The sequence below is a fragment of the Acinetobacter sp. ABJ_C1_1 genome, assembly GCF_044684115.1.
GTDB lineage: Bacteria > Pseudomonadota > Gammaproteobacteria > Pseudomonadales > Moraxellaceae > Acinetobacter > Acinetobacter nosocomialis_A.
This window is the reverse complement of the sequence record NZ_JBITPU010000004.1, coordinates 152,282-167,951: the sequence shown is the minus strand read 5'-3', so window position 1 is coordinate 167,951 and position 15,670 is coordinate 152,282. Positions and strand designations below refer to the sequence as shown.

General features: G+C 40.0%; 15 protein-coding genes. 9 read left to right on the top strand and 6 right to left on the bottom strand.

Annotation, left to right across the window (positions count from 1 at the left end):
• Positions 1-6 precede the first annotated feature (6 nt).
• Positions 7-663, top strand: a complete 657-nt coding sequence (pdxH, locus tag ACG59Z_RS07955) for a pyridoxamine 5'-phosphate oxidase (RefSeq protein ID WP_046879663.1) — start codon at positions 7-9, stop codon at positions 661-663.
• A complete protein-coding gene (recJ, locus tag ACG59Z_RS07950; protein ID WP_400198783.1) occupies positions 664-2,364 on the top strand; it encodes a single-stranded-DNA-specific exonuclease RecJ in 1,701 nt (566 codons plus the stop codon). It abuts the gene before it with no gap.
• 45 nt (positions 2,365-2,409) lie between these two features.
• Here the strand turns inward: recJ and ACG59Z_RS07945 are convergent, their stop codons facing one another.
• Together ACG59Z_RS07945 and ACG59Z_RS07940 are read right to left on the bottom strand one after the other, a co-directional pair.
• Entirely contained in the window at positions 2,410-3,177 is a 768-nt protein-coding gene (locus tag ACG59Z_RS07945; RefSeq protein ID WP_311069944.1) for a putative porin, read from the bottom strand.
• 336 nt (positions 3,178-3,513) lie between these two features.
• Complete coding sequence (locus tag ACG59Z_RS07940; RefSeq protein ID WP_077168845.1) at positions 3,514-4,371, bottom strand: putative porin; 858 nt, start codon at positions 4,369-4,371, stop codon at positions 3,514-3,516.
• Positions 4,372-4,576: 205 nt separating this feature from the next.
• On the opposite strand from ACG59Z_RS07940, the gene prfB reads away from it, so the two are divergent.
• The 5 genes from prfB (at position 4,577) to ACG59Z_RS07915 (ending at position 9,426) form a co-directional block, all read left to right on the top strand.
• Positions 4,577-5,672, top strand: a protein-coding gene (prfB, locus tag ACG59Z_RS07935; protein WP_134262610.1) for a peptide chain release factor 2 whose coding sequence is annotated in 2 segments (ribosomal slippage) — positions 4,577-4,648 and positions 4,650-5,672 — 1,095 coding nt in all. Because the reading frame shifts where the segments join, the coding sequence is not laid out codon by codon here.
• Positions 5,673-5,871: 199 nt separating this feature from the next.
• The gene (locus ACG59Z_RS07930) at positions 5,872-6,174 is read left to right on the top strand and encodes a helix-turn-helix transcriptional regulator (protein ID WP_002053977.1); all 303 of its coding nucleotides are present in this window, start codon (positions 5,872-5,874) and stop codon (positions 6,172-6,174) included.
• A gap of 28 nt (positions 6,175-6,202) precedes the next feature.
• A complete protein-coding gene (locus tag ACG59Z_RS07925) occupies positions 6,203-7,261 on the top strand; it encodes an alkene reductase (RefSeq protein ID WP_400198782.1) in 1,059 nt (352 codons plus the stop codon).
• A 168-nt stretch (positions 7,262-7,429) separates the two neighbouring features.
• Complete coding sequence (locus ACG59Z_RS07920) at positions 7,430-8,722, top strand: 3-deoxy-D-manno-octulosonic acid transferase (RefSeq protein ID WP_343568925.1); 1,293 nt, start codon at positions 7,430-7,432, stop codon at positions 8,720-8,722.
• On the top strand, positions 8,719-9,426 hold the full coding sequence (locus tag ACG59Z_RS07915; RefSeq protein WP_400198781.1) for a 16S rRNA (uracil(1498)-N(3))-methyltransferase: 708 nt from the start codon (positions 8,719-8,721) through the stop codon (positions 9,424-9,426). Before ACG59Z_RS07920 ends, ACG59Z_RS07915 begins: the two co-directional genes overlap by 4 nt.
• Here the strand turns inward: ACG59Z_RS07915 and ACG59Z_RS07910 are convergent.
• Positions 9,415-10,386: a mechanosensitive ion channel family protein gene (locus ACG59Z_RS07910; protein WP_191012300.1), complete on the bottom strand. Its 972-nt coding sequence runs from the start codon at positions 10,384-10,386 to the stop codon at positions 9,415-9,417. The genes ACG59Z_RS07915 and ACG59Z_RS07910 overlap by 12 nt on opposite strands.
• Before the next feature lie 114 nt (positions 10,387-10,500).
• The gene (locus tag ACG59Z_RS07905) at positions 10,501-11,076 is read right to left on the bottom strand and encodes a DUF805 domain-containing protein (RefSeq protein ID WP_400198780.1); all 576 of its coding nucleotides are present in this window, start codon (positions 11,074-11,076) and stop codon (positions 10,501-10,503) included.
• 294 nt (positions 11,077-11,370) lie between these two features.
• Here ACG59Z_RS07905 and acs point away from each other — a divergent pair, with 294 nt between their 5' ends.
• Positions 11,371-13,320 carry an acetate--CoA ligase gene (gene acs / locus ACG59Z_RS07900; protein ID WP_400198779.1) on the top strand — a complete coding sequence of 650 codons (1,950 nt, stop codon included), beginning with the start codon at positions 11,371-11,373 and terminating at the stop codon, positions 13,318-13,320.
• Between the two features lie 41 nt (positions 13,321-13,361).
• On the opposite strand, the gene ACG59Z_RS07895 is transcribed toward acs, so the two are convergent.
• Positions 13,362-13,904, bottom strand: a complete 543-nt coding sequence (locus ACG59Z_RS07895; protein ID WP_400198778.1) for a cysteine hydrolase family protein — start codon at positions 13,902-13,904, stop codon at positions 13,362-13,364.
• 105 nt (positions 13,905-14,009) lie between these two features.
• On the opposite strand from ACG59Z_RS07895, the gene ACG59Z_RS07890 reads away from it, so the two are divergent.
• Positions 14,010-14,423: an Lrp/AsnC family transcriptional regulator gene (locus tag ACG59Z_RS07890; RefSeq protein ID WP_263614804.1), complete on the top strand. Its 414-nt coding sequence runs from the start codon at positions 14,010-14,012 to the stop codon at positions 14,421-14,423.
• 92 nt (positions 14,424-14,515) lie between these two features.
• Here ACG59Z_RS07890 and sfnG read toward each other — a convergent pair whose 3' ends face one another.
• Positions 14,516-15,628, bottom strand: coding sequence for a dimethylsulfone monooxygenase SfnG (gene sfnG / locus ACG59Z_RS07885; protein ID WP_311069935.1), 1,113 nt, complete (start codon positions 15,626-15,628; stop codon positions 14,516-14,518).
• Positions 15,629-15,670: the final 42 nt, after the last annotated feature.

The window sequence follows — 15,670 nt, the reverse complement described above, 5'->3', positions numbered from 1 at the left end:
TATGGCATGAGTGATGTCATTAAAGACTTAAGTGAATTACGCTTAAGCTATGAACAAGGTGAATTGTACGAGACACAAGTAGCTAGCAATCCACATGAGCAATTCTTAGGTTGGTTTAATCATGCCTTAGCTGCTAACTTGCACGAACCATATGCGATGTCGTTGGCAACTGCCAGTGCTAACGGTCGTCCGCATGTCAGAACTGTATTGTTACGTGGTGCGACAGAAGCAGGGTATGATTTCTATACCAACTATGACAGCCAGAAAGGGGCAGATTTGGCAGAAAATCCATATGCTGAGCTGTTATTTTATTGGCCAAGTCTAGAGCGTCAGGTACGAGTGGGTGGGTATGTTGTGAAGATTCCTGAACAGGAATCTACGGACTATTACCATAAACGTCCACGCGATAGCCAGATTGCAGCTCATATCAGTACGCCTCAAAGCGGAAAGATCGAAAGTCGAGAGTTGTTACAGCAGCGTTTCCAAGACTTGCAACAACAAGTTCAAAGCCGTGAAGTACTCGATAAGCCAGAGTTTTGGGGCGGATATCGTCTGCAACCGGATTATTATGAATTCTGGCAAGGACGACCAAATCGTTTACATGACCGCTTGAGTTATGAAAAAATCGACGGTCAATGGACATTGCACCGACTGATGCCTTAAATGACAAAAATACAAATTAAACAAAGACCTTTATTGACACGCCCTGAACAGTTTCAGGGCGTGCCTCCGTTTATTGCCGAGATTTTGGCAAGACGTGGAGTGCAGTCTGAACAAGAACTAGAGCTAAAACTTAAGAATCTGCTTGCTCCAGAGCTCAAAGGATTGGATGCTGCTGTCGCATTAATGGATCAAGCCATTGATGAACAGAAAAAAATTGTGGTTGTGGGGGACTATGATGCTGATGGTGCAACCAGCACAGCTTTAATGATGCTCGTGCTTCGCGACATGGGAGCACAAGTCGACTATTTGGTTCCAGACCGATTTAAATATGGTTATGGTCTTACTCCAGCCATTGCTGAGCTTGCTCATCAAACTTATCAACCCGATCTATTAATTACAGTCGATAATGGAATTTCTAGCCATGCTGGTGTTGATGCAGCACATGCCCTAGGCATGCAAGTAATTATTACCGACCATCATTTAACGACTAAAGAAACTCCGCTTGCTGAAGCGGTGGTGAACCCAAATCAATTAGGTTGTGAGTTTCCAAGTAAGGCACTTGCAGGTGTTGGCGTTGCTTTTTATGTGCTTGCCAATCTGGCGAGCCTACGCAATAGACAAGGCAAAAGCACAAGTAAAGTCACCCAATATTTAGATTTAGTCGCTTTGGGAACTTATGCAGATGTTGCTGTTCTAGACTATAACAACCGTATATTGGTCGATGCAGGTGTAAAACGCATTCAGCAACATCAGTGTCGAGTTGGAATTTTAGCCTTACTGGATATTGCTGGTCGTGAAGCAACTTCAATACGTGCGCAAGATTTAGGATTTGTGCTTGGGCCACGCATTAATGCAGCAGGGCGCATGGAGAGCATGCGCATCGGAATCGAGTGTTTATTAGCAGAGACGATGGAAACTGCATATCCGATTGCTCAGCAATTAAATCAGTTAAATATAGATCGCCGCCAAATTGAAGGGGAGATGAAGCAACAAGCTTTATCGGCCTTAGACACTCTGCAACTTTCACAGCAAGATATTCCTGCGGCGCTTGTTCTATTTGAAGAAAATTGGCACCAAGGCGTCATTGGTATAGTCGCGGGCCGTCTAAAAGAACAGTTCCATCGGCCTACAATTGTTTTTGCACCCGATGAAGATGGTGTCCATATTAAAGGATCTGCACGTTCAATTGATGGTGTCCACATTCGAGATACCATTGAACAAGTTGCCGAACAACATCCTGAATTGGTGAGCCATTTTGGTGGTCATGCGGCGGCAGCGGGCTTGACTATACGTAAAGAAAACTTTGAAGCCTTTAAAACGGTATTTAATGATTGTGTCGCTGCGATGGATGAATCAATCTTTCAAGCGACTTTATGGACCGATGGTGAGTTACCTGTCTCTGCTTTGCAGTTAGATACCTTAAACTGGATTGAGCAGTTAGGCCCGTGGGGACAAAAATTTCCACTGCCTCAATTTGAAGGATATTTTAAAGTTATCGATTTCCGTTGGCTCAAAGAGACACACTTAAAACTTAAATTGGCTTTAGATCAATATAGTTTCGATGCAATTGCTTTTAACGCAGCAGGCCGCTTCGAGTTTGATCCAATGCATGACCATGTACATTTGGTCTATGAAATAGACCGTAATGTTTTTAATGGCAATGTGAGCTTACAGCTGCGAATTGTGCATTTAAATCAATAAAAAAAATCCGCTCAATTGAGCGGATTTTTTTTAATCTAGGTAAGATTAGAAGCGGTATGCTGCACGAACACCATAAGTGTTGTCGTTATCACCGAAACCAATACGACCTTCAAGACTTACTTGCTGATTCAAGAATTTTTTAGCATTAATGCCCCATTCGTCTTTATCAGTTAAGTCATTGTTGTAGTAGTCCACACCTAAACTTAAAGTTTTATCGATATAGTAGTCACCACGAACTTTATATTCGTCAAGGTCACCAAACGCGCCATACGCTTCAAGGTTTACGTCATGTTGACCAACTTGAGTTACGTATTTCGCACGAACGGTAGGATCTGCGCCGTCTTTACCGTCTTTTTCGTCATAACCTTTAACACCCAAAGCAAGTAACAAACCTGGTGCTGGTAAGTAACCTACCTCAGCAGCATAAGTAGTTACTTTGCTGTCAATATTGGTGTTGTCGACTTCACGCTCATTTCGACCTACATCACCGCTAAGGTAGAAGTCAGTGTTAGGAACATAATATTCAACACCTACGCCATATTGAGTATCTTTAGTACCGCTGTTATCGCCATAGTTAACGTGTGCGTTAACGTTGCTTGCACGGTTTAAGAATGCTGCTTCAGCAAGCGGTGAATTACGTGTTTGAACAGGGTTGAAATAATAAGTCCCATCAACACCGAATTTGCTTACGCTGCTGCCGTTATCTGGATCAAGATAAGTGTAAGAACCACCAACTTCAGCTTGGTAAGCGTTTGCTGCGCCGCTTACTGCAAGAGCAGATAAAAGAGCTGATGCAATTGCTAGTTTTTTCATGGAATCTCTCCCCTCTAAAAACGATTTTATAAATGTTTTGTTACAACTTTTAGTCTAGAGCAAAATCACTTAGCGTCAATCTTGCACAAGTAACCGTACTGTAACCATGTGCTTTTTTTGTAAATATATTTAATTTAACTTATTGATTTTTAAATATAAAAACATAATGTTTTATTTTATTAAAATTGAGGAGATTTTGTGTAGAAACTCAAAAATGCTGGAAAAGTACCCAATTTTGTATGGGGATGTTACGAGTAAAGCTTAAAATGAAATGAAAAAAAGCTCAGATAAATTCTATCTGAGCTTTTATATTTAAAAATTATAAATTCTTATTCATTAGAAACGGAAGGTTCCATTAATACCAAAAGAATCTGCATCATCAACTGTTGTATAAGACAAACCTACTGCTACTTGTGGAGTAAAGAATTTTTGGGCACGTACACTAAAAATGGTATCTGAATCATCTGCCGTTGAGTTAGCAAAAGATGCACCAATACTTAAAGTAGGATCTAGATAAATATCTGCACCTAAACGGTAAGTTGTCTCATCGCCAATGTAAGTTTGTCCTTCAAAGTTAGTATAAAAATTACCAATTTGAGTAACATATTTTGCGCGCAGTGTTACGGCTTTATCATCATCTTCACCAGTGACTGTTGTTGCATTAGTGAAAGAAGTAAGGAAACCATATTTAGCTGCTTGAATTGGGTCAAAACTTTCAGAAAGATCAGCTACACCAGCGGCCACTAATAAGCCATCTATTGGTAGGAAACCAACTTCTAGAGCGTAACCATTACCGCTTTCATCAGCTGAACCGTAATTATTTACAGTAACTTCTCTTTTTGTCCGGTTAAATGCTCCAGATAAGTAGAACTGGCTATTTGGAATAAAGTATTCTCCTGCCACCCCTACAGAATTATATTCAAGTTTTGCATAATCTTGATCATCTTCTACTTTACTATATGTATAACCAGCACCAATATTAGAGGCTTTATTTAAAAATGCGGCTTCAGCTAAAGGATAATTTTTGGTTTCAACTGGATTAAAATAATATTTGCCATTAATTCCAAAGCTATTAACTTCTCCACCATCCATATCTGTAAATTCATACATAGTACCAACTTCGGTTTGATAGGCATTAGCATTGAAAGCACAAATGGTCGTAACGAGGGCAAGTAAAAAATTTGATTTATTCATGATAAGACTCTTAGAATAAGTGTTATAAATTTATAAAGATTTTAAGTTATTAATTTTAATATATTTTTTAAAATTAAACAATAATATTATATTTTTAACTATTAGTTTAATAATAAAAAAATAATAAGTCTCGTTGATTTTGTTCGATACTGACAAGCTATGATAAAATATTCGACTGTTTATCTGTTTTTATGGGAACACTCGCGTGGAAATTAATCCTTATCTAAACCAATTGAAAGACTTAACTGATCGTAGCCAAACACTACGGGGGTATCTTTGACTACGATCTGAAAAAAGAACGTTTAGAAGAAGTTTTACGTGAGTTAGAAGACCCTGCGATCTGGAATGATCAAAACCGTGCTCAGGCAATGGCAAAAGAAAAGGGCGAACTAGAAAACGTTATTAATGTATTAGATGGCTTATCTACACAGCTTGAAGATGCCAAAGCAATGCTCGATTTAGCTGTTGAAGCTGATGATGAAAGCTTGCTGTTAGATGTGCAATCTGAGCTTGGCGCTGCCGAAGAAGAATTAGCAAAACTTGAATTCCGCCGTATGTTTAGCAACCCAATGGACCCGAATCCTTGCTATGTCGAGATTCAGGCAGGTTCAGGCGGTACAGAAGCACAAGATTGGGCTTCAATGTTATTACGTATGTATATGCGCTGGATTGAACGTCACGGTTTTAAAGCAGAACTTATGGAAGTATCTGATGGTGATGTAGCAGGTATCAAATCTGCAACGATTCGCGTTGAAGGTGAATATGCATACGGTTGGTTACGTACAGAATCTGGTGTACACCGTTTAGTGCGTAAGTCACCATTTGACAGTGGTAACCGTCGTCATACTTCATTCTCTGCGGTATTTATTTCACCAGAAGTTGATGACAATATCGAAATCGATATTAATCCTTCGGATGTTCGTACTGATACTTACCGTGCATCCGGTGCAGGTGGTCAGCACATTAACAAAACAGATTCAGCAGTTCGTTTGACGCACATTCCATCTGGTATTGTGGTTGCATGTCAGAACCAACGTTCACAACATGCGAACCGTGATCATGCATGGAAACAGTTACGTGCAAAATTATATGAACTAGAAATGCAAAAACGTAATGAAGCAGCTCAAGCACTTGAAGACTCGAAGTCTGATATTGGTTGGGGTAGCCAAATTCGTTCTTATGTACTTGATGACTCTCGTATTAAGGACTTACGTACAGGTGTTGAAAACTCAAACACTGGTGCAGTTCTTGACGGTGACCTTGATCGTTTCATTGAAGCGAGTTTAAAGCAGGGGTTATAAGAGTCTTTTGAACTTTTAGTTCTCTAATACTCTTAAATTTTTAGCGATTAAAACGGCAAAGCAGTTCAGTGATCGGAAGTTAATCGGAAAAATACGATATGAATATCGAAAAAAATGGATATGAATATCGAAAAAATGCGATATTATGTTTTCGAAATGCTGAACGAAGCTTTGTTCGTTTAAAAGACGTGTTGAGCCTATGGATATTGATGCAATTAGCAAAGCCCTAGCCAATCCTCTGCGTCGGCAGATTCTGCAATGGTTAAAAGAACCTGCGCATTATTTACCGGTAGAAGAGTGTGGTGGTAGTTTTGAAAAAGGGGTTTGCGCAGGTCATATTGAACGTTTGGGTAAAGTAGCTCAGTCTACCATGTCCAATCATTTGTCTGTATTACAGCAGGCAGGTCTCATTCAGGTCCAAAAATATGGACAATGGTCTTATTTTTCACGTAACGAAGCTTTGATTCAGCAATATATCGAACATTTAAAACAAACACTTTAAAACAAATAAAGTGTAAGTCGAGGCGATCATGGCTGAACTCAATACTCCCTTAACAGTTGGTGATTTTGAAATTAAAAATCGACTGGTAATGGCCCCATTAACACGTGCACGTAGTGGCGAAAGCCGTGTTCCAAACGACTTAATGGTGGAATATTATCAGCAACGTGCAAATGCTGGTCTCATTCTCACTGAAGCAACAGTGATTGGTTCAAAAACTGTGGGTTATGCAGACACTCCAGGACTATGGTCACAAGAGCAGGCACAAGCGTGGAACAAGATTATTGAAGCAGTTCATGCGCAAGGTTCAAAAATTGTAGTTCAACTTTGGCATGTGGGCCGTATTTCAGATCCTGAACTTTTGGATGGCGATATTCCTGTTGCACCAAGTGCGATTCAACCTGCGGGTGAAGTGAGTTTATTACGTCCTAAGCGCCCATATGTAAAACCACGTGCGCTTTCAATTGAAGAAATTCAAGAAGTTGTTGCTCAGTATAAACATTCAGCAGAGCTGGCTAAAGCAGCAGGTTTTGATGGTGTTGAGTTACACGCTGCAAATGGTTATTTAATTGACCAGTTCCTTCAAAGTAATACCAACCAGCGTGATGATGAGTATGGTGGTCCGGTTGAAAACCGCGCTCGTTTATTATTAGAAGTAGTTGATGCCTTTATTGAGGTGTGGGGCGCTGGCCGAGTAGGTGTACATATTGCACCGCGTGGCGATTCACACGATATGGGTGATGAAAACCCATTAGCAACATTCGGTTATGTGGTTGAGCAATTGAGTCAACGTAATGTAGCTTTCATTTTCTCTCGTGAATATGAAGCTGCCGATAGTATTAGCCCTAAACTTCGCGAAAAATTTAATGGTGTATGGATTGCCAATGAGAACCTGACACCAGAGTCAGCAAAACGTATTTTGCGTGAAGGGCAGGCAGATGCAGTATCTTTTGGTAAGGCTTATATTGCGAACCCAGATCTTTTACAACGTTTAGAGCAAGGTCTACCATTAAATGAACTTCAACCAACGACTTTATATGCTAAAGGAGCTGAAGGTTATACGGACTATCCTGCTTTAGAAGCTTCATAAAATCATTATTTTATTTAAATTTATTATTTGCTGAACTTACTCTTTTGTGAGTTCAGTCAGTGACTTTTTTTGTATATGGTAGAGTTTAGGTATCGAAACTCTGCCATTTTTTTTATCTATGTTATATTTTCCCCAGTTTTTAAATTTTGACTATTTGAGGCAAACCGCTTGGCGACCCCATTTTGGTACAACACAGCACTCCATTTATTAAAACCGTTTTATCGCTGGCGGATAAAAAGACGTGCAGAAAGTCTGGAATTATATCATCAGGAATGTCTGGAAAGATTTGGGCCGTTTGAAGATCCGAAGAATGTAAAAGCCATCTGGTTTCATGCTGTTTCAGTCGGGGAAACCAATGCTGCACAGCCACTCATTGAGCACTATCTCAAACTTGGGCAGCCAGTTTTAGTGACCAATACTACAAAAACAGGTCAGGCTCGTGCCAAGTCACTTTTTTTAAAAGAACCCTATCTAGATTTATTCCAAGCGGTTTATTTGCCTGTAGACCAAAAACCGCTTTTAAAACAATTTTTCGAGTCATACCAACCGAGACTTTTAGCACTAGTTGAAACAGAGCTTTGGCCAAATTTAATCGATCAAGCCAAGTTGCAGCATGTGCCTTGTTTGTTGCTTAATGCTCGCTTATCTGAAAAGTCAGCAAAAGGTTATAGCAAAGTCTCAAGTTTAACTGCCGGTATGTTAAAGCAAATCGATTGGGTATTAGCACAAGATAGTGCAACCCGTCAGCGTTATGTCGAGCTTGGTTTAGACGAGCATAAAAGTCAGGTTGTTGGAAATATTAAGTTTGATATTCATGCGCCTGAGGCTTTTATTAAGCAAGCTGCCCAATTGCATCAGCAGTGGTATTTGGCAAATCGTCAGGTTGTGACGATTGCCAGTACACATGCACCCGAAGAACAACAAATTTTGGAGGCACTTGCACCTCATTTAAATTCAGATCGTGAGTTGGTATGTATAGTTGTACCGCGCCATCCTGAACGCTTCGATGAAGTATTTGAGGTTTGCCAAAATTTAAATTTAGTCACTCATCGAAGAAGCATGGGGCAGAGTATTCATGCCAGCACGCAGGTTTACTTGGCCGATAGCATGGGGGAGCTTTGGTTATGGTACGCCTTAAGTCAGGTGTGCTTTGTAGGGGGTTCTTTAAATGAGCCGGGTGGTGGACATAATATTTTAGAACCTATGGTTTTAAATGTACCTACAGTGGTTGGACCTCGTTATTTCAACTTTCAAACAATTGTTGATGAGTTCATTGATGAAAATGGCGTACTGATTGCTCAAGATGCACAGCAGGTCGTTGATATCTGGTTGGCTTGTCTGGCAGAACCTGAAGCCACTGAACAGTTAGTGGTACAGGCGCATAAAGTATTACAGCGTAACCAAGGTTCATTACAAAAACATATTGGGGTAATTAACCGGTATTTGGCCGAAAAACCATGAATATTGTTTTACTAGAACCTGAAGATACTCAGTCAGAAATCTGGTCGATTCATTCAAAGCGCCAATTACAACATTTACGTGAACATCTTGATATTACGGTTGGCCAAAATCTGAAAGTTGGTATTCGTAATGGTGCTCGTTATGTCACAGAAATTATTTCGATTGATGAGCAAAAAGTTGGTGTACGCCCCATTCTTAAAGAAGCAGTACCGGCAAAACTTCCAGTTCATTTAATTGTGGCTTTGCCAAGACCTAAGGTTTTACGCCGTTTAATTATGGATAGCGTGACTTTAGGTGTTGAAAAGATAAGCCTAATTCATAGTTATCGCGTTGATAAAAGCTATTGGCAAACCCCTTTTTTACAACAAATTGATCAATACGTTACGCTTGGACTTGAACAAGCGGGTGACACCATCGTTCCTGAAGTTCAGATGTATAAACGTTTTAAACCTTTTGTTGAAGACGTTTTGCCAACACTCATTTCAGAAGAATCTCCTGTCTATGTGGCTCATCCTTATGCTGAGCAGAGTATGCCAAGTAACATTGACCATGCTTGCAGTATTGTCGTGGGGCCCGAAGGTGGCTTCATTCCCTATGAAATTGATTTACTCACAAAAAACGGCTGCCAAGCTGTGAGCTTAGGCAACCGTATTTTAAGAACCGAAACGTCTATTTCTTATATTTTAGGGCGTTTATTTAGCTGAGTTATCAGCATTCAATGGCAAATGATTTGCAGCCATTTTTAATTCCTGAATAGGGTAAGGAATATTAATGCCATTTGCATTGAAGGCTTGTTTTACTTCGGCTTGAATAGTGCTTGTAGATGACGAAATATCTGTCTCAGTGGTATTAATCCACCAGCGTACCGTAAGGTTAACCGAGAAGTCGGCTAGAGCTGTCACGTTAACCGAAAAAGCAGGCTGACTCAGTACATTTCGGTCATTATTGAGAATATCTAAAATAATTTGCTTCGCTTTTTGCTCATCGTCGTCATAGCCAATTCCAACCACAAACTCGCAGCGTCGTTGTTGATAGGCTGTATTTACCGTTAAGGCACTTGTATAAACAGTTGCGTTTGGAATAACAATACGACGGCCATCTGGTGAGCGTAAGAAGGTTGCACGAATCTGAATATCTTCAACAGTTCCTTCAAGCGAATTTACAACAATTGAATCACCAATACGGAATGGCTCGCTTAATAAAATCAAAATACCCGAGAGCAAGTTTTGGAAAATATCTTTAAACGCAAAACCAATTGCGACCGAACCAATACCTAAGGCACTCATGAGTTGGCCCGGTGTGAACCCTGGAATCATAATGACGAGAGCAATTAAGAAACCAAAGAATAAAATTGTTGTACTGCCGACACGGTTTAAAACAAGTACCAGATTTTGGCGAGTATAAGAGCGATTTTCTAAAGTCTTACGAACAAAGAACTTAAATAATTTGGTCAGTAGCCAAAAAATAATAAAAACGGTAATCGCAATGCAGATATAAGGTACACGTTCCCAGAAACTATCTACAATTTTGTCGATAGTGGTATAGGCATCATGATATTTCTCGGTATGTGCTAAAACCGTTTGAGTGGTTTTAGTACCCGCTTCTTGTAACAGTTCGCCTGTATTTTTTGCAACATCCGTTAAGGATTTTTGTTCATCAGCCACGACAAGTCTCGATTGAATAAATTCATGAAAGCTATTTTTCAGCTTCCATCATAGTAGGAGATAAAATGTGCGCCTACTATAATGAGTTCAACTAAATAATAAAGTGTTTTTTAATTAAAAGTATTGCGTTCCTTTTTGTAAGATTTGTGTTGGTGTTTCTAGGGTATCGGTCCCAGAGAAATAATAAAAAAATCCTGCTGTGGAAATGAGACTAATTAAAATAGCTAACAAAATAAGCCAAGCCATCAGTTTTTCTATAAATGTTGAAGGTCGAGCTGGACCATATTGATTGGCGCCTGCTGTACCAGAGGCAAGCAGTAGATAGATCATGAAAAAGAACTGTACGACTGGAATAAATAGCAGCAGCCCCATCCAGCCACTTTTATTTAAATCGTGCAAACGTCTAACAACCAGAACAATATTTAAATAAATCAAAAATAGCCAAAAAGCCCAGACGACTAAAGCACTTACGCCAGAAAGAGAACTGTAAAACTCAAAATTAAATAGATTACTTGAAAGCTGAAAACTTCCAAGAAATGAAGCCAAAATGAAATAACCTATAAGGGTGACTAAATAAATTAGGCCATAACCACCCAAATAACTCATGCGGTTAAAGCGACCATGAATTGAAAAAGGGCTGTCTTTAAATGGAAGTTGTGGTGGACGTGAAGAGGGCGTTTCGGCAAACATATTATTTTATTCCTGTGCTGCGTCTAAAAGTTAAAATAATCTTTGTTGATGGTCAAAACCATCAAAACTTAAAAAAATTATAAAAGTAAAAGCTATAGACAAATGTTTTAAATCAACTTAATTTTATAAAAATGTTCAAAATTTCGTATGCTTGAGTAAGTGGTTAATATATGACCAAAGTCGGATTGTCTAGGCTTTAAAAGAGTCATCATACTGAAAAGGCATACAAATAAGATCCAGTAAAATAATAGCCACAGTCTCGAGATGGGATGCACAAGATCAAGGAAGTTGCGTATGAATGAGATCTATCCAGTACCAGAGGAATTTAAAAAAACAGCTCGTACTGTTGAAGCAGACTACTTTAAACGTTATCAACACTCTATCGAGAACTCAGATGCATTCTGGGCAGAGCAAGCTAAAATTGTCGATTGGATAAAGCCATTTACCCAAGTTAAAAATACTAGTTTTGACAAAGACAATTTCAAGATTGAATGGTTTGCTGATGGTGAGTTGAACGTATCAGCAAACTGCTTGGACAGGCATCTTAAAGAACATCCTCATAAACCTGCAATTATTTGGGAAGGAGACCATCCTTCTCGTCATAAAATTGTTTCTTATAAAGAATTACATGATGAAGTCTGCCGCTTTGCCAACGTTTTAAAGAAATATGGCATTGGTAAAGGTGACCGCGTTGTGTTGTATATGCCAATGGTGACAGAAGCTGCAATTGCCATGTTAGCCTGTGCTCGTATTGGTGCGGTGCACTGCGTGGTATTTGGCGGTTTTTCGCCAGACTCATTGGCAAGTCGTATTGAAGACAGCCAAGCTAAACTGGTGATTACCGCAGACTCAAGTCTACGTGCTGGCAAACTATTACCCCTGAAAGAAAACGTCGATTTGGCTTTAGCATTGCCGGGTACCGAGTGCGTTGAAAACGTAATTGTGGTTTACCGCAATGCAAACCCAATTGAAATGAAGCCAGGCCGTGATTTGTGGTATCACCTTATTATTATGGAGGTGGACGCTGACTGTCCTCCAGAACCAATGAAGGCAGAAGACCCTTTATTTATTCTTTATACCTCAGGCTCAACAGGAAAACCCAAAGGGGTATTGCATACCACAGGCGGTTATCTGGTCTATGTAACCAGTACTTTTAAAGAAGTCTTCGATTTAAAACAAGACGATGTGTATTGGTGTACAGCCGATATTGGTTGGATTACAGGGCATAGTTATCTGATTTATGGTCCGTTGGCAAATGGTACGACCACCTTAATGTTCGAAGGTGTACCTCAATATCCAACATGGGCACGTCTTGGTCATGTGGTCGATAAACATAAAGTCTCTATTCTATATACAGCGCCAACCGCGATTCGTGCCATGATGCGAGAAGGCGATTCGTATGTACGTGAAAGTAACCGTAGTAGCCTGCGTTTGTTAGGTTCAGTGGGTGAACCTATTAACCCAGAGGCTTGGAACTGGTACTACAATGTTGTCGGCGAAGGCCGTTGCCCAATTGTTGATACATGGTGGCAAACTGAGACAGGTGGTATTTTGATTGCGCCATTACCGGGTGCAACAGCTTTAAAACCAGGTTCGGCAACGCGTCCTTTATTTGGTATTCAACCAGCCATTGTAGATGGTGAAGGTAATGAGTTAGAAGGTGCAGCTGAAGGTAACCTTGTGATTAAAGATTCATGGCCAGGTCAGATGCGTACCATTTGGGGTGATCCAGACCGCTTTATTGAGGCGTATTTCTCAACCTTCAAAAATACTTATTTTACAGGTGATGGCGCCCGCCGTGATGAAGATGGTTATTACTGGATTACAGGCCGTGTTGACGATGTCTTAAACGTTTCAGGCCACCGTTTAGGTACGGCTGAAATTGAAAGTGCTCTTGTTTCGCATGAATCGGTAGCAGAAGCAGCCGTAGTAGGTATGCCGCATGATATTAAAGGTCAGGGTATTTGTACTTTTGTGACCTTACAAGCGGGAGTTCCAGAGTCGGAAGAGCTGCGTAAAGAGTTAATCAACTGGGTACGTAAAGTACTTGGGCCAGTAGCTTCGCCAGATGCCTTGCACTGGGCGCCAGCATTACCAAAAACCCGTTCGGGTAAAATTATGCGCCGTATTTTAAGAAAGATCGCGGCAAACGAGCTTGATAGTTTAGGCGATACTTCAACCTTGGCGGAACCTGCTGTGGTAGATCAGTTAATTGCAACGGTTTATCCCGATAAGCAAAACTAATTTTAAAAAGCCCCAAATGGGGCTTTTTTTATTAAGCTCGATTAATAGTTTGCTAAAAAGTCAGCAGTATTTTGTACATTTGCAAACGTACTAAGCGCAGTTAAAAACGCAGTTTGTACATCTTCAGCTTTTGCAGTCTTTCCAGCATAGCTTAAATCACGTGTTGCGGTAGCGTCTGCAATTAAGATGGGTTGATAGCCAAGTTCTTTCGCTGCGCGTGTCCCTGAATCAATACACATATGAGTCATCATACCTGTAATCACGAGTTGCTCAATTTGATGTGCTTTTAAAAGTTCATCTAAATTGGTTTCTAAAAAACTATTTGGATAATGCTTTGTTACAACCAATGAGTCATTGTGAACATTGAGTTCAGGATGAAGTAACACTCCATCTGTATTTTCTTGAAAGAAGCTGGCTTGTGGCGGGTTAATATGCTGCACATAAATAATGGGTAAGTTTTTCTCGTTAAAATATTGTTCCAGCTGCTTTATTTTATCGAGCGCTTGATCTGGCCCAACCAATTCCATTTTGCCATTTTTAAAATAATCATTTTGAACATCGATAACTAACAGTGCTTGTTTCATGAGAACACTCTTGTTCATATAAGATAAAACAAGGTTATTCTCTGTCAGTAAAATCGGCTATAGTCCTATGAAAGCATTAACGCTAGTTTTCTTTCGCCATGAAAAATGAATATTGAATTAGACCCGATTGATCTAAAAATTATTGCATTACTCAAACAAGATTCTCGTCTGACAAATAAAGAAATCGGGCAGCGAGTTCACCGGACGGGGCAGGCTGTGGGTGCTCGAATTGCTCAATTAATGGATGCTGGGGTTATCAAAAACTACACCATTGCCGTTCACTATTCGTATAAACAATTTATTCATTTGCATTTAAATGAACAACGCGCTTTTGAAGAAATTGAAAATTTAGTGAAGCAATACGAACAAATCGATGAATGCTTTAAAGTCATGGGCAATGCTTGTTATATGATTGTCAGTCATTTTGAACCTGCAGCATTAAATGAATTTATTGAGGTTCTTTCAAAATGGTGCCGATATTCGGTTGAAACAGTCGTTCGAGAAGTTGAGAAACCTTAAAAAATAAAAGCTCCAAGCCGAGTCTTGGAGCCAATAAAACTTTATTTTAATTTGTTGTTTTTATTATCTTGCGCTGTTTTAACTGGAGTTTTTTAGGCTGATTTCGCTTGGATTTCTACCTCCTTTTCCTGTTGAAGTTCTAACTGACGAACGAGCGGCAGAACTTTTTCTCCGAAATATTCCACCTCTTCAATAAAGTGTAAGAATCCGGAAAGTACCAAATCGACACCTACATTTTTAAGCGCCACAATACGCTCTGCAATTTGCTGAGGTGTACCAATTAAATTGGTTTTAAAGCCATCGTTGTATTGCACTAAATCTTCAAAAGTTGATTTTGCCCAGTTACCTTGTTGCTCTGGAGAAGCTGCACCTGCTTCACGAGTTGCATCGCCAAACGCATTTACGGCTTCAGTGTTGGCTTTATCAATAATTTCTTGCAGTACCGCTTTTGCTTCTTCTTCGGTATCTCTAGCAATAATGAACGCATTTACACCAATTTTAACCTGATGGTTATTGGCTTTTGCTTTGGTACGAATGTCTTCTACTTGTTTTTGAATTTCTTCGACGGTATTGCCGTTAGTGAAATACCAGTCAGAAACGCGAGAAGCCATATCACGTGCAGCACGTGAGCTACCACCTTGGAAAACTTCAATGTAAGGCTTTTGCAAAGGTTTCGGTTTAAGCGTGTAGTTTTGGAACTGGTAGTATTTACCATCGAAACTATAGTTGTCGGTGGTCCAGATTCCTTTTAGCGTGCGAATAAATTCTTCGGAGCGGACATAACGTTCATCATGCTCAGGCCACTCTTCACCAATCGCGTCAAACTCGCCTCTGAACCAGCCACTTACCACGTTAATCGCAATACGGCCTTGAGTTAGATAGTCAATTGTAGCCAGCTGTTTAGCTGCAAGTGCCGGTTTCCAAGGGCCGGGCAGAATCGCCGCAATCACTTTAAGTTTTTCAGTTTTTGCAAGTAATGCATGACTGAAACTCACAGATTCATGCTGGTTTTCTGCCCCATAGCCCGCCGTAAAACGAATTTGAGTGAGCGCATATTCAAAACCATTGTTTTCGGCAGCCTGTGCAAGTCGAACATTGTAGTCATAACTCCAGTCTGTACGCTGTTCGATGTTACTTACTACAAGGCCACCGCTTACATTTGGTACCCAATAAGCAAATTTAATCGGTTGTTGTAATTGCGTCATGGTACGCTCTCCCCATTCGTTATTTTTATTTAGCCATGTTGA